The organism is Pseudomonas sp. B21-056 (genome assembly GCF_026016325.1).
Classification (GTDB): Bacteria; Pseudomonadota; Gammaproteobacteria; order Pseudomonadales; family Pseudomonadaceae; genus Aquipseudomonas.
Window position 1 is genome coordinate 3222910 of sequence record NZ_CP087203.1, and the last position, 20453, is coordinate 3243362.

The following is a 20453-nucleotide window of genomic DNA, read 5'->3' on the forward strand; positions in this document are numbered from 1 at the left end:
GAGGGGAGGTCACTGCTTAGTTTCTTTAGTTATAGGATTTATTCTGAAGCAGCATGATGGCCTTTTGCTTTGAGCCGGATCCCGCTAGAATCCGCCGCCTTCATGTACGCAAGGAAGTCGATATGCAATTTGCAAAAGCCCTAGGCCTCGCCTTGGCCTTGAGCCTCAGTGGATGCGCCAGTTTCACCAAAGATGAAGTGGCACCTGTGAGTCTGCCTTCAATGGCCAGTTACTCGAATAAACCGAACGTCTACGTCGACTTCGATTTCTATCAGGGCGATCCCGACAACGCCAAGGCCAGTGAGATGCCGCAAGCCCGGGACATGCTCAAGCCCGAGCTCAAAAAAGCCTTCAATGAGTCAGGCCTCTTTGGCCGCGTGGTCTTCGACGAGTTCGAGAAGCAGCCAGGCGACTACAATCTTCGGCTGAAGGTCTACAACCACGCGCCAAACGGTGGGCAACTGGTGCTGGCCTTCATCAGCGGCTTCACGTTCACGATCATCCCGGCGATGGCAACCGACCAATACACCATGAGCCTGGAAACGCTGGACGACCGCGGTCAGTCATTGGGCAAGGCCAGCAATCACGATGGGATCAACACCTGGATGGGCATCTGGTTCCTGCCGCTGGCTGGTAATACGCCCAAGGCGGCTGTCACCGATACCTTCGGCCGGCAGGTCAATGCGTTGTTGAAGAACTGGGTCGACAACAACCGCATGAAATACTCCGCTATCGATGCCTCCGTTCCACGGGGCTGAGGTCGATCGGAAAAGTCGCCTTCACCCATGCCGTCAGGTAAGCCCTGTCGCAGACCGTGATAGCCAGAAATCAAAATCCGATGCCTGAGCAGGTATCGGATTTTTTTTGCGTCTCGCCCGGACACTGGCCCCCCCTATCGGCAGCAGCCGCGTCTCGCTCACTTCCCATCGTTATGTCTGATACCGAACTGATACTGAGCTGATACCGCTGTGGTCTGTCGCCATGAGCGCTGCCGCCCCATATTGGCTCTACCCGATAAGGCCAAGATCAACTGCATAACGTAGTTATCTATTCCCCATCATCGGGCAGGAGCAAACCATGAATGACGATATGGCCGTAACAAGCGCCATCCAAGCCAGGGATTACACTTTGCTCAACGGCGATCTCGGCTACGGTCGAAACCGCCTCAGCGCAGCCCGGGGACCGGATGAGCGCGTATTCGACCCCGCGTCCGGCGCCGGCATCAAGCGGCACACGGACACACGACGCGACGATTACTCATCGTTCTTCAGATCGATTCTGGACTATCGCCGCACAACAAAGGCCGAATTCAATTCGACTGCCAGTTATGGTGAATTCTCTGCCGAATTTCACCTCAACTTTGAAAAGAAATACACCTCCCATCAAGACAACACGGCCGCTGTACGGACCCTGCGCCTCGTCTTCGGCGGCGCGAAGCTCGATGCGGTCTCGGCTGCGGTGCTCTCACCCAGGTTCAGCGCGGAAGTCGCTCGCCTGCCTGCGGCGTTCAACCACGAGGAGGCGCATAAATTCTATCGGTTCTTCGACATGTTCGGGACCGACGTGGTGACCTCGATCACGCTGGGCGGCAATCTGTATTTCCAGGCCCTGGTGCAGAAATCCAAAGTAACGGAACTGGAAAAGATCAAGGTTGAGCTGGAGGCCGAATACGGCATCTTCTTCACGGCTGATGGTTCGATCGATGATACGGTCGAGCGCAAGCAGTATATGGAAAGCCGTGACGCCTCGGTCACCACTGAGGGCGGCGACAACGACATCTTCTCCGGCGTCACCTTCACGAAGCCGAAGAAGTATGACGACAAGACGAACCAATGGATTACCTCGGTCGGGAAAAAACCGATCGTCGTCGGGCGGGAATTCAAGCCGGTCCACGCCTTCATTGCCGACGACGAGCGACGCATCGCGACACAGAAGGCCCTGGACCACTATATGGGCCGCTCTCTGAGCGTCCATTCGACCTGGCGCTACAGCAGCCTCACCGTCGGCAACATGACTCGGCCAGATCAGACGGCCAATGCTGTTGGCAATCCCGCTATCAAGGTACGGGTGGTTGACCGCAAGACGCTGGAGGGACGAGAAGCGTACTTCGCGGCGCCCACTGTCGGTAGCGCCGTGTCCGACATCACCCAGTTCTGGAATGCGTTCAAGTCCGGTGTCGAGTCCATGAAACTCGAGCAAACCATCGTATTGCTGGCGACGGAGTTCTGGCCGCGGGAAAGCCGCTACAGCCCGCCGGATCACATCATCGCTTTCCTGAAGAATAAATGCGGCGGCTCGGAGGCAACACTGCATCGCTGGCGCGATGACTCCCTTCGCTGTGTGCCGTGCCCCTATGCCGGCGTCAGCTATGGGCTGATCGGCTACGGCAACGGCACCTCCCAGGACAAGGGTGGGGATGTCTACGTGATCGGCTTCGGCGATCCGGAGCGTACGCTGCGGCCGGAGCTGGAGATTTCCGCCGATCTGCATACCACTGAAGACGGTACGGCGAAGTTCGCTTGCAATGACATCTTCAAAGGGGAATCCATCTCCTTCCTGAAGTTCCGCAGCCAGCATTGGAACACCTGGCAGATCGCTGTCGACCCCCATGTCCCGGAACGCACCATTCTGGAAGACGACAGCGCGGGCGATGCTGCCAAGGCACTGTGGTACGCGCAGCCGGCGGGGCCGAAATACGGCATGCATCCCTTCTATCTGATCAACGCCCAGACCTGCGGCGTCCTGCAATGGGACAGCGGCGGCGCGGCCCTGGAGAAGGAAGCCGTGCTGCGGCCCTTCGCCCCCAATCTCGACATCAACCTGTGGGACCTGCGCTACCCCCATATTTTGTGCCTGTCTTATCAACCGGATTGGGACCTGCGCGCCTTTGGAGATCGGCGCGTGAGAGTGGCGTCGTACCGTGGCCGAGACACGGAACTGCGCTGGTCGCCAAGTAACGTCAATCGTGTGCTCTGACACTAACTGAAAGGAGTATTGAAATGCCTAAGGGATACCAGTCGTTCCTGCAGAAATCGACCCGCACCACCTACTGCAGCAAAGACAAATATGCCAATCACGACCTCTCTGCAGAATGGGTCGCCGCTGCATTGAAGCACTTTAAAATCGAGGCTTCGGACACCAAGGACTACAAATACCCTCTCGACAGCCAGCCGGCCCGGGCCACCATCTGGCCGAGATAACTGCAAACGTTCCAGGCTCGGTGAAGGAGGGCGCCGACCAACCACTTCGTCGATTGGCGAGGATGTAAAGAAGCGGCTCCAGGTGGCTAATGCCAGTCAGCTTGACTGACCGGCATTAGCCACCTTCGCGGTTCTTTTTTCGATCACTTCAACGCTTGAACGAACTGTGGGTCGCTGTACAGGCCCTTGAGCAGATCCTGCAGCATGGGGTTGTAGTTGTTCGCGGCCGCCGGAATCGCGATCGGGCCGAAGAAACTGCTGTCCCAATCACGCGCCACGTCCTTGGTGGCCTCATACAGCACCTGATCACCTTTGCGCAGGGTGACGCGTGCAGCCAGCTCGCCATGGCCGCTGCTCATACCAGCAGTGAGCTGGCTCTTGACCAATTGAACCTGTAACTGCCGGTCGGCACGAGGATCCAACAGACCTGCCTGACGGAGCTCATCGTTGATCGCTGCCTGGATGTGCAGTGGAACACTGCCCGCAGGCGAGGAAATCGGGTTCAGGCGCACCATCAACGAGCCTTGGCCGGAATCAGCATTCACCTGCGCTTCACGTACGTGTTGCAGAGGCGCGTTTTGCTTGAGCTGCTGAACATTCTGATAATTGGGTTCATAGCGAGCCATGGTCACGCCGCAGCCTTGTAGCAGCAGTGCGCAGAACGGTAGGACCAAGTAGAGCTTCTTCACAGCAAATCCTTATGTGCTTTTTTGAGGGGCGTGATTATGAGGGGATAGCTTTAGGCCATCAAGGGTTGGAGCTTCTAGCCAGACGCTGATGCTCAAAGCCGCGCTCACTGAAATAGCGGCTTAACGTGACGGTGTCTGAGTTGGGATCGGCCAGCGCCACGTAAGTGTCAGGGCGCAACAGATACGCGGCGTCCCTTGCCATTCCCGCCTTCCGGTACTCAGGCCGCCAAGTGAAGACATGAAGCGGCATGTCGTGCGTCTTGCACCAATCCACCAGATCGTGCCTGGCTTCACCGTAGACATGAACCTGCCACTGAATCGCACGCAAGGGCTCGTAATTATCTGAACCTGGCACAGACACCCATGGCAGACGATCACCGCCCTGGATGTCACCTGCCTTACCCTGGCTCAAAGGACTCCCGTGGTAGTTGAGCGTGGTCTGCGAGACTATGCGGAACAGGTACTCGCGCACGGTTTTGCGCTTGTACGCAACGCTCGCAATGAGCGGGGCGATGCGGGTTCGTACAAAGTCGGCAAACCCGCCTTGCGCGGTCACAACGGTGAACAGTCTGTCCGTGGTCTTGACAAGCTTGCGGGCAAAGGCCTGGCGCTCGACCTGATAGCTGTCGAGCAGGGCATCGCAAGCCTTGCCGTTCAGCACTGCCGCCAGCTTCCACGCCAGGTTGACTGCATCCAGGATCCCCGTATTCATGCCTTGGCCACCAGCTGGGCTGTGGACATGGGCAGCGTCTCCGAGCAGAAACGTTCTGCCATGCCGGAACCGATCTGCAACGCGATGATGGACGCGATAAGTGGAGAACCAGTTCACCCCGCTGATCTTGATGTTCAGGCCATTGATCGCGTCATGGCCAACATCCGCAAACGTCAGCGTTTCTGGTTGCTCGGCACGTTCGTCCCGGGCGGTGCCAATCAGGCGGTATCGATCCGCCTCACCGTAAGACAGGAGCAGCACGAACTCGGACTTGTCGAAAGCAATATGCGCCTCCCCAGCGGGCGCAACGCCGCTGGCTATGACATCCGCGACATAGAAAAGCTGCTTGTAGGTCCCGCCTTCGAAGCCGCCGCCGACCGCATGACGCACAAGCGAGCGGGCACCATCGCATCCGGCGAGATAAGACGCTGTGAACGTCTCCTCATGCCCATCGGCATGTCGCAAGAGGGCGGTGACCTGGCTTGCCTCTTCCTCGAAGGACAACAGTTCGGTCTGGCGTTCGACTTCGATGCCAAGTGACTGGAGTTGTTCTATCAGCAGGCGCTCATGGCTGTCTTGCGGATAGATCAGAACAAACGGGTAGGGCGAAATCTCTTCGCCCGCATCGATCAATGGGATCCGCGCTTTGCGATTGCCTCGTGCCCACATGTTCATGGCGGGCGTTTTATAGCCGGCGTCTACGACCGCGTCGGCCATATCGAGCTGACGATAAAGCTCCAGGGTGCGTGCCTGAACCGCCATGGCACGAGACGTCTCACCCGGGCCGCTGCTCTTATCCACGATTCTTACAGCGACGCCTTGCTTGTTGAGCCAGAGAGCCAGCGTCAATCCGGTAGGGCCGGCTCCAACAATGAGCACGTTGGTCTGCGGCATGATCTGGCCTCGTGAATATCAATGACCTTTGGGTCATCAATATTCTTGAAGGCTTGCGATGTCAACGATTCGGCTTGGGAGGCGTCACGTACAAAGGGGCGCCCGCCCCCTTCATTCGTACTCATTGTGTTCTACTGTGCAGTGGAAATCGCAGAGCAGGATGCGATCATGTTTGTCGAGCTGAATGAGTCAAATCGCATCAGCACCAATACGAGGATGAAACATGCGAATGTGGATAGCCGCGGCGGCTGGACCGATCAGCCAATGGATGATGGCAACGGGTATTGGCCTTATCGCAATCGTAACCAATGTGCAGGCTCAAACCACGCCTCAAGCCACTCAAGAGATAACCGGCTTGCTGGACTTTGTCGAACACAGTGAATGCCGGTTTGTGCGTAACGGGACGGAATTCCCAGGAACCCAGGCTCGGGAGCATCTGCAGAAGAAGCTGGATTATCTGGAAGGTAAGGACATGGTGAGCAGTGCAGAAGACTTCATCGATCTTGCTGCCACTAAAAGCAGCATGAGTGGCAACGCCTATGAGGTGCGATGTCCAGAAGGCGCGCAACTGGCCAGTGCTTGGCTCAAGCGGGAACTACAGAGGCAACGGCAGCTTCATTGACTGTTGGGGGGATCGAGGGACCTCCATGGTCGTCAAGATACTCTCTGGCGCCATCAGCGATTTCAGTGGCTGGCGCAAAGCTGAGGCCAAGACCGCCGGGGGGGAGACGGACCGGTTAAAAGCGTCCCAACTTGAGGGGGTACTCGATCACGATGTAAATCCGGTCGATGTCATCCCCGCCCTGAGCGCGGTTGGCCCGATGGGACACCTGGGACACCTGCACGGACAGATCCTTGGCCGCCCCCGATTGCACGATGTAGTGTAGATCGATATCCCGCTCCCAATGGCGTCCGCCATCCCCTTGTTGCGGGACGAATCGGCCGGCGTCCGGGTCAAACGGATTGTACGCCCCACCTTGGGGTGCATGGGTGCCGTCGATGCCGCGGCCGGTGACGTAACGGGTCATGAACTTTAATCCCGGGACACCGAAAGCGCCCAGGTCGAGGTCGTAGCGGGCCTGCCACGAGCGTTCGCCAGCGCCGTTGAAGTCAGCGTATTTGATGGAGTTGGCGAGGTAGATCGAGTCGCCGCCCACAAAGTCGAAGGGCGTATTGCCATGGATTTTCTGATAGGCCAGGGTGAATCCCTGAGCGCCGAGGGTGTATTTGCCGGACAGGCTATAGGCAGTGTTATCAATCGCGCCGGCCTCGGCTTTGCCGTAATCCTGGGTGTGGTAAACGTTGCTGTCGAGAAAGAACCCGGATTGCTTCAGGTGCAGGTTGGCGTAGTACTGATGCCAGGTGTCAGTCAGCTCGGAAGCGTACAGAGCACCACCCAACGGCTGGTCTTCGAATAGCTGGGCACCGAGGAAACTGATGCTGCCGGTATCGGTGCTCACCCCATAACCGGTGAAGTCTCCTTTGCGGGTCGAGGCATCCTGATTCTTGAAAGCGGTGAAGCGCCCGGCCTGCAAATGCACGGCGTCGAACTCCCGACTGTCGAGCAGAAAACCCGTGGCGTATTCCGGTTGCAGACGTTTGTCGGCGGTGTCGAACACCGGGGTTTCCACGGTCATCTCACCGTAGGCCAAAGTGGTTTGAGACGCGCGCAGTTTCAACGCGCCGCCGGCGCTGGAGAAGTCGCTCTCACTGCGGCCATCCGAATCCAGTGGCAGCAATCCCGTACCGGAATGGCCCTTGCCGCCATCGAGTTTCACACCGAAAAAACCATGGGCATCGACACCGAAACCGACGGTGCCGGGGGTAAAACCGGAGGAAAACGAGGCGATGAAGCCTTGAGCCCATTCCTGTTTATAGTTTTTGTCCGCCGGGGAGGGGGATCGGTAGTCATTCTGCAGGAAGAAATTTCGGCTCAGTACGTTCAGGGTTGAGTCGTCTATAAAGTCTTGCGTCGATGGCTCGACAGCCAGGGCGGTGCTGCAGGTGCCGATTAGCAACATGGATAACCAGAGTTTGGGTCGTGGCCATGGTTGTGCGCGGGCCTTATTGCTATGAGGGCTCCGGGTTTTCAGTGCTTGGTTTGCGGTACTCATGCTGTAGCCAGTTCGGTGACGAGGGCCTGATTATTGGTCGCGGGGCTCTGGCTGGTGAGTTAAACGTTGTTAATTCTGAGGTACGACTCATCGGGCTAACGCCAGCGCAAGCTCGTATGGCATTGAACGCCTCGCAGCGCCTGTCCTCCAATCACTATCAGAAAGAAGAAGGAGAACCAGCATGCAGCCTAAGACTGAAGGACTTGAAGAGCACGGCCCTAGCGGCGTGCCCTACATAAACGATCCAGACAAGCCCACTTCACCGCCCTTGAACGATGCCGACGCCACTGATGGAGCCGAGGCGGAGGAAGATATTCAGGACGAAGCAGAATCCATTTAAATGTGAGGAGCAAGGCAATGGACAACTATCACCTGAGCCCTTCTGCGGATGGCTGGGAACTTAAAAAAGCCGGCGCAGAGCGAGCCTCCAAAAGAGCTGCCACTAAGCAAGAGTTGGTGAGCGCTCTGACAGATTTCTTTGATGGTAAAACCGCCTCGGTGAAGATTCACAAAGCCGACGGCTCCATAGAGGAAGAGCGCACCTATCCACGTTCCGCTGACCCCAGGCAATCGAAGGGGTGACGCCAATTTCCGCTGCCGACCTGGGTATCGAGATCGACGATCCGAGCGGCCACGGAGTGTATCGGTGGCTGCTCGCCAGTTTTCTGATCGGTAAAAGGATTCGTTCCTCTGTCGCCGTTGAGGCGTACCGGAACTTGGTTGATCGGCATGGCCTGGATACGCCTGCGAAGCTCGCCCGGTGCCCACATCGAGATCTTGTCAGACTCCTCGGGCAAGCGGGCTACGCACGATACGATGAATCCACTGCGCGGCGACTGCACGAGCTGGGTGTAGGCCTGGATGCCGGACTGGAATCTCGAATGAACGCTTTGCAGAGCGGGCCAATGGAAGAAGCTGAGTTTGAGCGATGGTTGCTCAGTTTTAACGGCATCGGGCCGAAGACGTTGGAGATCTTCAAGCGCGAAGTGTCTCTAAGAGACAAATAGGTACAATCTGCTTTGGCATGGAAACTCTTACACGGTCGATCGTTTTGATATGGATGTTGTTAAGGGATTTTTGTCGAAAGCCTGGATCAATCCTCTCGGTCGTATGCAATGTGGCGGGTTTCTCCTCTTGCACTTGCCACGCTGAATAACGCGTTGGCCAGCATGGAAAGCGATTACGGAAAAAACAGCGACGCCTACAAATTTGTTTCAGGTATGCGTGAGTCGATGAGCGCTGCGCTTGTGGAAAGGAAAGACTGGTTACGACAGCCAGATACGCCGTCGCTCGATCAAGACCGCTCTAAGGATTCGAATCCAAAGACATTCAAAGGCCAGCTTGTGCTGGTGACGGATTCATTCTGTGCAAGTGCCTGTCTGGATTTTGCCGATGCGGTTCTGGCCGCTCCTGGAGCGACCCATTTTGGTTTACCAACGAGTGGTGACACGTTGTATATCGACATTGGCTCTCAGGTCTTACCCAGTGGTGCCCAGTTCTGGTTGCCCTTAAAAGTCTGGCGAGAGCGAGTGCGGGGGAATAATCAAGGTTATGACCCGCAATACGTTTTTGATGGAGATATAAATGACACGCCAGCCGTTCAGGAGTGGGTGCTTAGTTACTTTTGAGCGGGGCAGCAGGAAACCAGCCTCCTACCCGCCCACGGTCGCTGCGATTAGACGCTGAACCGCCGCAGAATCACTTCCAGTCCGTTGGACATTGCCTTGAGTTCCTGGGTCGTTCGCACGATCCCTCCCTGGGCGGCGGCGTTCTCCTCGACACTTTGTGCCATTTTTTCGACGCTGCACGCGACCTGCTCACTGGCTGCGCGCTGTTCCTGCAACGACAACGAAATGAAACTGACGGCCGCAAGAGATTCGTCCAGCGCGCTCTTGATCCTGCTCATGGACTCGCCTGCACTTTCGACCAGTTTCTGGCCATGGGTCACGCGCTCGGAGCCGGCGGCCATGCTCTCTTTGGCTTTGTTCATGCCGTTTTGAATCGTGTTGACCAACGTAACGATTTCCGTGGTGGATTGAGCGGTGCGGGCGGCCAGGCCGCGAACTTCATCTGCTACTACGGCAAAACCACGGCCTTGTTCGCCGGCTCGGGCCGCTTCGATGGCGGCATTCAACGCAAGAAGATTGGTCTGTTCAGCGATGCCCCGGATCACACCGACAATCAGGCTGATGTCGTTCGACTGAATAGCCAACTGATCGATATCGGATGAGCTTTGCGCAACCAGATTGGCAATGTGTCCCATCTCCTGGATGGACTCGTGCATCACCGCCATGCCGTCATCGGTGATTTCTCCTGCTTTCTGCGTGGTGTTCTGGGCCTGTTTTGCGTTGTCGGCAATATGGGTGATGCTCACGGAAAGTTGTTCTACCGTGGCGGCCATGGACGAGGCTGTCTCGCTTTGCAGAGCGGCGCTGCTCATTCCTTGTTCGGAAGACGCAGATAATTGCAGGGTAGTGCCCTCGATCTGCTCGGAAGCGTGGCCGATCTTGCCGATCATTTCGCGCAGGCTATGGCGCATAGCCTGAACGGAGTGCAGAACCCCGGTCGACGGCTGTCGCTGATCCAGCTGTGTACCGGCCAGTTTTCCTTGGGCGATGTTCGAGCTGATAGCGGCGAGTTCTGTGGGTTCAGCACCGAGTTGGCGGCTCAACAGCCTGGAAAAGTACAACCCGTAGGCCGCACCGGTGGCCAGCGCCAGGACCAGAATCAACAGGCTGAGTTTGAGGTAAAAGGTGTAGGCGATCTGCTGCTGATCGAACTGGCTTTTGGCTTCGACCAGTTGCACTTCGATCAGCTCGGAGAATTTGGCTGACAAGGGGTCAATCAGTGGATACAACTGATCGGTCGCAAAGCGTGCGATACCGGCATCGTCGTTCTGACGCAACATGCCCTGCAAGTTTTGCAATGGCCCGCGGGAGGCCTCCATCAGCGGCTCGATTTGCGCGATCAGATGCGTTTCTGCCGGGATCAGTTGCGTCGATTTATAGGCTTGCCATGTTCGATCGATTTCCCGCTGGGCTTGCTCTATACGGGTCAGCGATTCGGCTTTGGTAAAGGTGCCATTCCGCGTCTTGTGGGTAGCGTCGACGATGTCCACGGCGTACAGGTCAGCAATTCTCTTCAAGTCCCTCAGGGGTACGACTCGGTCGAGATAGACTGTCTCCAGGCTGCGTACTGCAGATTGCATTCCAAAGAGCCCGAGGCCGCCGACACACAACAAACCAAACAGTAACGAGCTAGTGAGCAATAGGAGATGGGTCCTGATTTTCCAGCTTTGCATATTCCATTATTCCTAATCACCTGGGTCGGGTTTCTGATCGAAAGGGCAGAGCCAGGTGTTGCACGCCCGATGGAGGCACAATGATATCGTGTTCTGTGTGATCTAAAGTAAAGGAACGGCGACCCCGCCTTGCCTGATTACGCCGGCTGTCATTTATGCGGCGGCAACTCGTCAAATAGCTATTTACTGTTGCCCGATTACGAAGATCTCGTCGAAACGACGCTTAGGGTGTGGTGGTTCTTGGGCGTAGCACCACACCCATGAGATCGCCGCCCGATCTATGCGCTTTGACAGGTCAAACCTGAAAGCACAGATCTGAGTCGCTCCATTGTCGTTGATGAGCAAGTTTGCATGGGCTCACGAAGCTCGTTGCTGATCAGGCCGTGGACGCTCAGAGCTGCTTTGATGACAGCCGGGTTAGGCTCAGCGAACGCCATCTTTATCCAAGGCAGGAGGCGGTAAAATGTAGCCCGGGCGCATATGACATCGCCTCTATCCATCTCCTGCATCATCTGGACATACAGATTTGGACGGATGTGTGCCGAGGCTGAAATTGCGCCGGCTCCGCCCAGGGCGAGGTTTGTGAAGATCTGGATATCCTCGCCGGTCAGAATCTCTGCATTGCCGTCCTTGATCAGGGCCATGGTGGTTTCGACATCACCACCGCAGTCCTTGACCGCTGCGATTTTGGGGTGACGCACGATCCTTCTCAGCGTCTCTCGTTCGATCCTCACGCCTGTTCGGTAGGGGATGTCGTAAAGGACTACCGGGACAGATGAGGCATCAGCGACTGTTTGGAAAAATGACTCGATGCCTTGTTGCGAAGGCCGGATGTAGTAGGGCGCTGGAACCAGAACGCCGGCGATGTCACGGCTCTGGATCTTTTGCTGGAATGCCAGGGCTTCCTGCAGGTTGTTGGCCGACAGCCCCATGATCACCTGGTCAGGTCGAGCGATCTGCAGAACTGCATCCAGTACCTCGAGCTGTTCATCCTTGTTCATCGCTGCGGCTTCGCCAGTGGTGCCGCATACGACCAGCCCCCTCACGCCTCCTGAAAGGAGCGTTTTCACCAAACTTTCGAGCGCGTCGAAGTCGACGTGTCCCGAATGAAAGGGCGTGGCCAGTGCAATCCAGATACCGCGAAAATTAGACATGCATTACTCCTCAGGCAGACCGATTAGTCGACGTCAGAGGAGGGGATGGGAATCAAGCGGGGAGGAGGCCTGGCGCTATCTGTCCTGTCAGCTCATCTGACGGGACAGCGCCCCGGTCAAATGAGCGGCTGTTTCTTGGATTTCTTGGCAACGGACACGCATGCGCATGCCTGGGCGCAGAGGCCCTTGGCAGACAGCATGTGGTCAGTGGTGAGAATCATGGTTGATCCGTTGCGAAGAGGTACTGCCCGATAGTGCACAGGGTGCGGTGCCTTGGTCAACTATGCAGCGGAAAATTGATCACGCAGTTCGGTTGGGCGCCATGCTCAACGGCGCGACAATCCACGAGGGGATAAGCGGTGGACATGTTCAACCTCCTTGAGCACAGGCATCCAGCGCTTGGGTGATGTCGGCCAACAGGTCCGCGATGTCTTCAAGGCCCACCGACAAACGCACCAACCCCTCGGAAATCCCGTGGTGCGCACGCTCTTCAGGCGTGTAGGTGGAATGGGTCATGCTGGCTGGATGCTGGGCCAGGGACTCGGCGTCTCCCAGGCTGACCGCGCGGGCGAACAACTCCAGTGCGTTCATGAAACGCCGGCCGGTGGTCAGGCCGCCCTTGAGTTCGAAGGCGATCATGCCCCCGGGCAACTTCATTTGCCTCGACGCCAGGTCGTACTGGGCAAAGGAGGGCAGGCCGGGGTAAGTGACCCATTCGACGGCCGGGTGTGCTTGTAAATACTCGGCGATCACCTGGGCGTTGCTGCAATGGCGCTCCATGCGCAGTGACAGGGTCTTGAGCCCGCGCATCAGCAGAAAAGCGTCCTGAGGCGACATTACCGCACCGGTCAGGTCCTTGAGGCCTTGCAGGCGAATGCGGTCCGCCAGTGGTTGACTGGCAACCACGATGCCGGCCGTGATATCGCCATGGCCACTGAGGTACTTGGTGGCCGAATGCACCACCACATCCGCACCCATTTCCAAGGGGCGTTGCAGGTATGGAGTGCAGTAGGTGTTATCGACCACCAAGGTGACATTCCGATGATGGTGGGCAATCTTAGCCACCGCGGCGATGTCGACCAACTGCATGTTCGGATTGGCCGGGGATTCGAAATAGATCATGCGCGTCGAAGGACTGATGGCATCGCGCAGTTCGGCCAAGTTGGACATGTCAACATGGCGCACCTTGACGCCAAACTCGCCGATACCGTGGTGCAGCAGGGCGAAGGTGCAACCGTACAACGTACGGTTGAGAATGATCTCGTCACCGGGGCGCAGCAGGGTCCAAAAGGTCGCGGCAATGGCTCCCATGCCGGAGCTGAAGGCCACCGCCGCCTCGCCGTTTTCCAAAGCCGCCATGCGTGACTCCAACAGAGCCAATGTGGGGTTGGAGATCCGCGTGTAAAAATGCCCGGACTCTTCGCCGGCGAAACAACCGGCGCCGTACTCGGCGGTAGGGAAGGCGAACGTGGAGGTCAGGTAGATCGGCGGGATCAGTGCGCCGTTGTTGTCCAGCGGGTTATAGCCGTGATGGATGGCGCGGGTGGAAAAGCCCAGTTCATTGTTTTTATTGTTCATGGTGAAAGCTCCTGTATTTCCTACAATGCTATGCTCAATTTCAACAAGAAAAATTCCAAATTGACCCAGGAATAACCAATCAATTGGAATAAACGCTCTGGAAAACAAAACTTGGAGGCAAGACATGCCTAATGGCCTGGATCGTACTGACAAAGCCTTACTCGAGGCCCTGCAAGGCAACGCCCGGCTGACCATCGCCGAACTGGCCGAACATGTGGCCTTGACCACTTCGCCGTGCTGGCGACGGGTGAAAATTCTCGAAGAGAACGCAGTGATTACCGGCTACCAGGCGATTCTTTCGCCCAAGGCGCTCGGCCACGGCGTCACCGCATTTGTCAGCGTGATGATGGAATCCCACAGTCAGGAAATGGCCCGATCCTTCGAACAGCGCCTATTGGAAATCCCGGAGATCGTCGCCTGTCACAACGTTTCCGGGCGCTACGATTTTCTGCTGGAAGTGGTGGCCAAAGACCTGGAGTCTTTCGGCGAGTTTGCGCGAGAGGTGCTGCAAACCTTGCCGGCGGTCAAAGAGATCTATTCAAGTTTTTCGTTCAAATCGGTCAAGCCCTCGCGAGTGATTCCGGTGCTGGGCTGAGCGCGGATTACCTTTGGCTGTCGGTCCGGGCAGGCGCGTTACTTGAGTGGCCAAGTTCTGATCTAGTTGCGCAATGCTCCATGTTTAACAAGTGGGCGATGTCAGATGTTCATAACCAGCTCCTGAGCCTGAGATTGCTGGCTAACTGCTCTACAAATTAACGCAACTGTTCATAGATTGATGTTCATAGATCTAGTTTCCCCACGGTCCTCAGTTACCTCACCCCCGACCTGTAACGGTCCCAGTCCAGAAGGTAATGAATACTGGTTTTCAAAAAACCATGCCCTCGGCCAAAACCCGGCAAGATGATTTCGTGGGACTTATGCTTTGGGCTCCATCTGATAGGTCAGGGCTACCGGCGCGTCGGAATGACTAGGGGGGCGGGCCAGTTACTGATTTCCCTTCGCACATCGTCACCGCTATCATCGCTGGCCATTTACTATGGATAGGGCGAAGGAGTTGCAATGGCGGGTTTGTGGGAACCGGCGGGTGGAGTGTTCTGGCGCACTCCACCCGTTGCGTCGGATGAAGGGTTGGCGTTCTGGCCGGTTATCGCAGTATTGGCGGTGGCGACTATCGCAACTTTGTTAGTGAGGCAGCGCATCCATACAAGGCGCGCTCAAGCAAAACAGAATCAGGAGGAATGGCACCTCCGCCAGCACATGACGGAAATTGGTGGCGCTGCCACGCTGGTCTACTTGGTCGGCATTGTAGCGCTGACCTGGGGGCGCATCGACACTCTGGGCAGCATACCCTTGAACGAAGTGGGCGACTTCCTCGCTGGCGCATTTGGTCCGGTGGCGTTCCTCTGGCTGGTCCTGGGCTTCCTGCAGCAGGGTGAGGAATTGAGGCTGAGTACAAAAGCACTGAACATGCAGGCCGAAGAACTTCAGAAGAGTACCGAAGCGCTGAAGCTTCAAGCAGAAGAACTGAAAAACTCTGTCGAACAGCAGACGATCCTGGCCCAGGAGGCGCTGACGCAGAGAGAGGAGCGCCTCCTGGCTATTGAAGCTGACCGAATAAGGCGAGAGAAAGAAATTAAAGTGAAGTTCTCGATTCAAACCGGCAGCAGTGGCAGTGGCAGAAAGCCCGGCGATGTTAGGAACGAAATCACAGTTCGCAGTGAAGGCTACCATGCTTACAATGTCCTATTGAGCTTGGACGAGCCTTTCGTAAACTGCAGGAATATCGAGCTTGGAGATATGAAACAGCTTACTGAAAAAACTAAGTCACTGAACTTGATGGGTACCACCTACGAACCACGGAGCGGAAATGCGCACTTGAGCTATGAGGACGCTGACGGAAATCCGGGTTCTCAAAAAATCCCATTTATTGTCACATCCGGTCGTGCCGAATTCGTGAAACCATAGAGGCGCCACGACATTAAGTGAGAGGCACTCCTGAACGTCCAGTACAGTTGCCAACTCGTCTACCTTCTCGATAGCAGGGCTCTTCAGACCGTAGTGGATCAACTGATCCCGGACACGATGTTAAGTCTTTTTCGGACTGAGCTGGTGGCAGTCCGTTATTGAACTGGTATGGCTGAATCCAGCTATAGCGATGCAAGAGATAGTGAGTGAGTCTCGCTGGGCCTCCTGGCGGAGGACGTTTGCTGGTGCCAAGGCCCGCCGTATTATATGTCAAAGGTTTCCGAACAAGCTTGGAGCTGCTAGGGGTTGCCTCGTCAACTGCAGATCCATTTGCCCATGCTCTCCAGCCGTGAAGGTGAGGCGTCGATATGTGACAATGGCATTGGCCAGTGGAGTAGAGTGGCCTTTTGCCGCATCGCCATGTGCGGTACCGCCACCTGCAACAGCACAGAAAGGAGACAGGCATTGAAATGGATTACCGCTCTTCAGTTGGAGCAGTGGGCTGATGCACTGCAATCTCGCGTCCAGATACCTGGTCTAGTAGCAGACTTGATCTGGGCGACCTCGCCAAAAATTAGAAGAATCAGATTTCCTCAAGGGGACAAGGGCCAGGTGCGTGGATACGACGGATACCTGGACGCGGATTCTACTTCACCATTTGTTCCTGACGGACGTTCGATCTGGGAGTTTGGCACAAGTGGGGTCGGTAAGACCAAGGCGAACGCCGACTATGACAAGCGTACCGCTGAGGTAAGTGCTGATGAGAGGGCGGACACTACCTTAGTATTGGTTACGCCACGGACATGGAACGACACGAGCGCAAAGGTTGAGGATTGGCTAGCAGGAAAAAATGCGAGCGGAGACTGGAAGGGCGTCGTCTATCTGGAGAGTACGCTGCTGGAAGATTGGCTCTCGAAATGCCCAGCCGTTGCTTCCCGCTGGGCCAAGTTTGAGCTTGAAATCGCTCCTCCGGCCGGAATGCTTAGCACAGAGGAGTTTTGGCAGTCTTTCTCGACCCGTTTTGAGCCAGCGCTTGTTGAAGACGTATTATTGGCTGGTCGTGAGAAACAGGCGGAAGAGCTTCTGCAGAAGCTAAGACAAGAGGGTGGGCGGCTGGCATATTCTGCCGATACCACCGATGAGGTGATCGCGTTCACAGTGGCTGCCATCCGCAGTGCGCCGGAACCGGTGCGGCATTACCTAGAGTCTCGCACGCTGATTGTTGATACGGCAGATGCCGCAAATGCTCTCTTGAGCAAATCAGGTCTCATTTACTTACCAAGAAACACCGCCTGTGAGTGTGTGGGGCAAATGCTGTTACGAGGGCCAACCGTGGTGAGCGCCGGAGCCGATGACAAGACCCATGGGCATATCGAGCTACGCCGTCCATCCAGCAGAGAACTGGGTATCGCAATCGCGAAGATGGGGATGACCGAGGATCAAGGGTACGAAGCGGCACGGATATGTGGACGGAGTCTGGCCGTGTTAGCTAGGCAGTATCCCAGTGGCACTGCGGTGAAGCCTAAATGGCTCGATGACACGAAACCACTCATCCCTGTCATGCTTGCCGGCGCGTGGGCATCTGATGCTGAGGAAGATCAGTCCATTATTTCGTCGCTCACTCAGCAGGACTATGAGGATGCGGAAGACGAGCTTCGCAAATTCCTGATTATGCCAGATTCACCTATCGAAAACGTGGGCAATTTGTGGGCTACTAGAGCTCCGGTGGATGCATTCCTTTACCTCGCTCCGTATGTCGGCCGCAAACATCTTCAGCTTTTCAAGGATGCGATTACCACCGTTTTCGCCTCTGCTGTGCGATCGCATAAACCGCCGAGTCCTGATGATCCGTTCGTCCGTCATACTCAGCGTGATACGACCCACAGCGAGCATCTTCGAAATGGTCTGATGACTACGTTGTTGCACATGGCGGTACTGCACGTCCCGGCTAAATTCACAGTCCTCGGCGGAAGTCCCAAGACCTTCGTTGATGACCTCGTCGGGTCATTGCCGGAGCTGTCATCTGACCATCGGCTGATGGCGAGTTTAGGTCAGGATTTAGCGTTGCTTGCGGAAGCATCCCCTAATTCTTTTCTCGAGGCCCTTGAGCGTCAGCTTGAGGGCCCATCACCTTCCATCCGCCCGATCTTCGATGAATATCCAGGAATGTTAACCCCTGTTACCTACCACTGCGGCCTACTCTGGACTCTGGAGGTGTTGGCTTGGATTCCTGGAACATTTGATCGAGCAGTGCGTTGCCTAGCGGAGCTTGCTGCGATTGATCCTGGCGGGAAGATGAGCAACCGGCCGATTAACAGCCTGCGAGCCATTTTTCTCTCATGGATACCCTGCGCTGGAGTTAACACAACGCGGCGTCTAGCTGCTTTGCAGGCAGTCGTGAAAGACGTACCCACGATCGCCTGGCCCTTGCTCGAGACACTTCTTCCACGATCTGGCGACAACAGTTCCGCCACTGAAAAGCCAAAATTCCGGGAGTATGAGGAAGGCGGCGGCGAAACCCTGACTTACGGCTTGGTATGGGAAAGCGAAGGCAAGATTGTCGAGCTCGCGATCATAGAGGCGGGCCATCGTGATGAACGGTGGAAATCGATTATCGACTCGCTTCAGGTGCTTCAAGATTCCGCTTTTGAAGCAGTCGTGGGCGGCCTTGATAGCGCTCTGAACTCCGCACCAGAGGAGCCCCGTACACAGATCTGGAAAACTCTGAATCGGGAGGTGAAGCGTCACCAGAAGTTCTCTAAATTCGACTGGGCTATCCCTGAGGAGCGACTGGGGCAACTTGCGAGCTTAGTGGACAAGTATGCGCCCACAACGCTGTTTGAGCACTATAGCTGGCTTTTCGATGATTGGATGCCCCCCGTGGAAGGGCAGGCCGACGACGATGTCGACTCAATCACACTAGTTGAGGATGCTCGCCTGAATGCTTTACGAGCTATTCGAGAGGCGCACGGCGTGCAAGGGCTCCTTGACCTGATGAGGCGCGTCAAAATTCCGCGACTTGTTGGCTATGCCTGCCGAGGGCTAGAGTTACCTTACGACGACCTTGTGGAGCTATTTGAAAAGATCGTCACAAGCTCTGTAGCAGAGCTTGAACTTATTGCCGGAGCAGTGTTGGCTGATGGCTTTAGCCGTCTGGGCCAGGCTTGGGAAGAAGCCGGCCGATCCTCTGCTCAAAGCTCTGGCTTGAGCTCGCCTCGTTTAGCGTTGGTACTCGAGTCGCTGCCAGAAAACGCACGAGCGTGGTCGTATGCTGCATCGTTTGGTGAAGAGGTTGAGAACTCCTACTGGTCGCAGAAAACCGCTTATCAAATAGAAGGTAACGTTCAGGATCTATCGTTTGCGATAAAAAAATACAGATGTGCAAGCAGGCCGGCCGCAGCTCTTAGTGCGGCCTCGCGGCGTCTCTCTGACGTCCCTACTGTTGATCTTGTTTCGCTGCTAAAGGACAGCATCACTGAGCAGAACTCTAAGGGGCATGGTAAGGCTAGCTTGAGTTCTTATGAGGTCGAAAATGCTATCTTGAATTTGTCTGCCCGCATGGACATCTCCTTATCTGATGTGGCTGCTCTGGAGTTTGCCTACTTCCCTGTTCTTCGAAATGACCCAATGATCTTGCACCGGCTTCTTCTCGAGCAACCAAGCTTCTTTGTGGAAATGCTTTGCAAGGTGTTTAGGGGTAAGAGTGAGGACCCGAGAGAGATTTCCGAGCACGAGAAAAATTACGCCTCGAATGCCTACCGCTTGCTCAAGAGCTTAAAGACGCTCCCAGGCCAGTCGGGGGAGGAGGTTGACGAGACGGCATTGCTTGAGTGGTGTCTCGAAGTTCAGAGGTTGTCGAGGGAGCAGGATCGTACAGAGATTACGGATCAACTGATCGGACAGGTTCTGGCACATTCCCCACTGAGCACACAAGATGGTGCTTGGCCTCATCAAGCTGTACGGAATGTGATTGAAACATTGGCGTCCGCTCAGGTCGAGCGTGGGATCAGCATCGAGCGCTTCAATATGAGGGGAGTATTTGGCAAGGCGATAGGAGAAGGGGGCGACCAGGAGCGCGCATTGGCTAAGCAAACACGGGAATGGGCTGAGGCATCTACGGGATCGGTTCGGACGAGGGCGATGCTTGAGCATATTGCCCAATCTTGGGATCGCGACGCGGAGCGCTCTGATACTGAGACCCAGCAAAACGCTTTGAGATTTTGATGGAGCCCGAGCTTGACCCAACGCCCCGAGGGAAGTTGGGTCAAGTTGTTAAAGGTGAATCGCCCCAGGTTTTCTAGACACTTTCCAAGCTCTACTCCATTGAGGGTAAGGACGCAGAGGACTCACCTCGACGCAGGTTGCTGTTCGGCATACTTGCACGTCGGCCAAATCCTCTAGAGCATCAACGATGCCCACGGTCTTATCTGGCGTATCAACTGGATGATATGAATGACTGGCAATGGCGCAAAAGCGCGCCCCTATCGTTCTGATTGAGGTCGAATTCGACCACTGAATGTCAGGTGGCAAGCGTACCACCCTGACATCAGTACAGCGCTAGGGGCAGGACATTAGTGAGGCCGGTATGCGTGCTCCAGCCCCTTTGACTTCCTCTAGCGTGTCACGATTGCTTATTCCAGTACCGAACTGATTGCAGCGCCGATTGTCATGCATGTACATGCATTCTGCGAAGCGATTACCTTGCTGGCCCCGATTAGAGTAGTCCATTGATTAGTAGATCGCATTTAATGATTGCCGACGGGAGGTCGCGGGGAATATGACCCAGAGCACAACCAGCTCCAGATGTACTACAGATTGCGTTTGCGCTGCCGATCATAGCCCGTGA

The 20453-nt window shown here is 56.0% G+C and carries 17 protein-coding genes and 1 pseudogene; 11 read left to right on the top strand and 7 right to left on the bottom strand.

From position 1 onward, the window contains the following. Nucleotides 1-122: 122 nt before the first annotated feature. The 3 genes from LOY67_RS13665 (at nucleotide 123) to LOY67_RS13675 (ending at nucleotide 3200) form a co-directional block, all read left to right on the top strand. Nucleotides 123-758, top strand: coding sequence for a hypothetical protein (locus LOY67_RS13665; RefSeq protein ID WP_265067674.1), 636 nt, complete (start codon nucleotides 123-125; stop codon nucleotides 756-758). A 319-nt stretch (nucleotides 759-1077) separates the two neighbouring features. Then, the gene (locus tag LOY67_RS13670; RefSeq protein WP_265067675.1) at nucleotides 1078-2976 is read left to right on the top strand and encodes an MACPF domain-containing protein; all 1899 of its coding nucleotides are present in this window, start codon (nucleotides 1078-1080) and stop codon (nucleotides 2974-2976) included. 23 nt (nucleotides 2977-2999) lie between these two features. After that, nucleotides 3000-3200: a hypothetical protein gene (locus LOY67_RS13675; RefSeq protein WP_265062987.1), complete on the top strand. Its 201-nt coding sequence runs from the start codon at nucleotides 3000-3002 to the stop codon at nucleotides 3198-3200. Between the two features lie 143 nt (nucleotides 3201-3343). On the opposite strand, the gene LOY67_RS13680 is transcribed toward LOY67_RS13675, so the two are convergent. Then, on the bottom strand, nucleotides 3344-3889 hold the full coding sequence (locus tag LOY67_RS13680; RefSeq protein WP_265062988.1) for a hypothetical protein: 546 nt from the start codon (nucleotides 3887-3889) through the stop codon (nucleotides 3344-3346). Between the two features lie 58 nt (nucleotides 3890-3947). Then, nucleotides 3948-5495 (bottom strand): FAD-dependent monooxygenase, encoded by a 1548-nt coding sequence (locus tag LOY67_RS13685; RefSeq protein ID WP_265062989.1) that lies wholly within the window; start codon nucleotides 5493-5495, stop codon nucleotides 3948-3950. Nucleotides 5496-5718: 223 nt separating this feature from the next. On the opposite strand from LOY67_RS13685, the gene LOY67_RS13690 reads away from it, so the two are divergent. Continuing rightward, entirely contained in the window at nucleotides 5719-6117 is a 399-nt protein-coding gene (locus LOY67_RS13690; protein ID WP_265062990.1) for a DUF5329 domain-containing protein, read from the top strand. A gap of 115 nt (nucleotides 6118-6232) precedes the next feature. Here LOY67_RS13690 and LOY67_RS13695 read toward each other — a convergent pair whose 3' ends face one another. Beyond that, complete coding sequence (locus LOY67_RS13695; protein ID WP_265062991.1) at nucleotides 6233-7516, bottom strand: OprD family porin; 1284 nt, start codon at nucleotides 7514-7516, stop codon at nucleotides 6233-6235. A 274-nt stretch (nucleotides 7517-7790) separates the two neighbouring features. On the opposite strand from LOY67_RS13695, the gene LOY67_RS13700 reads away from it, so the two are divergent. From LOY67_RS13700 to LOY67_RS13715, 4 genes are all read left to right on the top strand, one after another. Further along, nucleotides 7791-7949, top strand: a complete 159-nt coding sequence (locus LOY67_RS13700) for a hypothetical protein (protein WP_265062992.1) — start codon at nucleotides 7791-7793, stop codon at nucleotides 7947-7949. A 17-nt stretch (nucleotides 7950-7966) separates the two neighbouring features. Continuing rightward, a complete protein-coding gene (locus LOY67_RS13705) occupies nucleotides 7967-8191 on the top strand; it encodes a DUF2188 domain-containing protein (protein WP_265062993.1) in 225 nt (74 codons plus the stop codon). Then, nucleotides 8188-8616, top strand: coding sequence for a DNA methylase (locus LOY67_RS13710; RefSeq protein WP_265062994.1), 429 nt, complete (start codon nucleotides 8188-8190; stop codon nucleotides 8614-8616). The genes LOY67_RS13705 and LOY67_RS13710 overlap by 4 nt, the downstream gene beginning before the upstream one ends. A gap of 162 nt (nucleotides 8617-8778) precedes the next feature. Further along, nucleotides 8779-9237 carry a hypothetical protein gene (locus LOY67_RS13715; protein WP_265062995.1) on the top strand — a complete coding sequence of 153 codons (459 nt, stop codon included), beginning with the start codon at nucleotides 8779-8781 and terminating at the stop codon, nucleotides 9235-9237. A 47-nt stretch (nucleotides 9238-9284) separates the two neighbouring features. On the opposite strand, the gene LOY67_RS13720 is transcribed toward LOY67_RS13715, so the two are convergent. The 3 genes from LOY67_RS13720 to LOY67_RS13730 all read right to left on the bottom strand — a co-directional run bounded on the left by LOY67_RS13720 (nucleotide 9285) and on the right by LOY67_RS13730 (nucleotide 13642). Continuing rightward, nucleotides 9285-10910: a methyl-accepting chemotaxis protein gene (locus LOY67_RS13720; RefSeq protein WP_265062996.1), complete on the bottom strand. Its 1626-nt coding sequence runs from the start codon at nucleotides 10908-10910 to the stop codon at nucleotides 9285-9287. Between the two features lie 278 nt (nucleotides 10911-11188). Continuing rightward, a complete protein-coding gene (dapA, locus tag LOY67_RS13725) occupies nucleotides 11189-12064 on the bottom strand; it encodes a 4-hydroxy-tetrahydrodipicolinate synthase (protein WP_265062997.1) in 876 nt (291 codons plus the stop codon). Nucleotides 12065-12433: 369 nt separating this feature from the next. Continuing rightward, nucleotides 12434-13642 (bottom strand): methionine gamma-lyase, encoded by a 1209-nt coding sequence (locus LOY67_RS13730; protein WP_265062998.1) that lies wholly within the window; start codon nucleotides 13640-13642, stop codon nucleotides 12434-12436. A 124-nt stretch (nucleotides 13643-13766) separates the two neighbouring features. Here LOY67_RS13730 and LOY67_RS13735 point away from each other — a divergent pair, with 124 nt between their 5' ends. Next, nucleotides 13767-14237: an Lrp/AsnC family transcriptional regulator gene (locus LOY67_RS13735; protein WP_265062999.1), complete on the top strand. Its 471-nt coding sequence runs from the start codon at nucleotides 13767-13769 to the stop codon at nucleotides 14235-14237. A gap of 464 nt (nucleotides 14238-14701) precedes the next feature. Continuing rightward, nucleotides 14702-15607: a hypothetical protein gene (locus tag LOY67_RS13740; protein WP_265063000.1), complete on the top strand. Its 906-nt coding sequence runs from the start codon at nucleotides 14702-14704 to the stop codon at nucleotides 15605-15607. A gap of 98 nt (nucleotides 15608-15705) precedes the next feature. On the opposite strand, the pseudogene LOY67_RS28515 reads toward LOY67_RS13740, so the two are convergent. Then, nucleotides 15706-15835, bottom strand: a pseudogene (locus tag LOY67_RS28515) (IS3 family transposase); the annotation flags it as partial. Between the two features lie 237 nt (nucleotides 15836-16072). Between LOY67_RS28515 and LOY67_RS13745 the strand changes: the two are divergent. Next, nucleotides 16073-19831, top strand: a complete 3759-nt coding sequence (locus tag LOY67_RS13745) for a hypothetical protein (RefSeq protein ID WP_265063001.1) — start codon at nucleotides 16073-16075, stop codon at nucleotides 19829-19831. The last annotated feature ends 622 nt before the right edge of the window (nucleotides 19832-20453 follow it).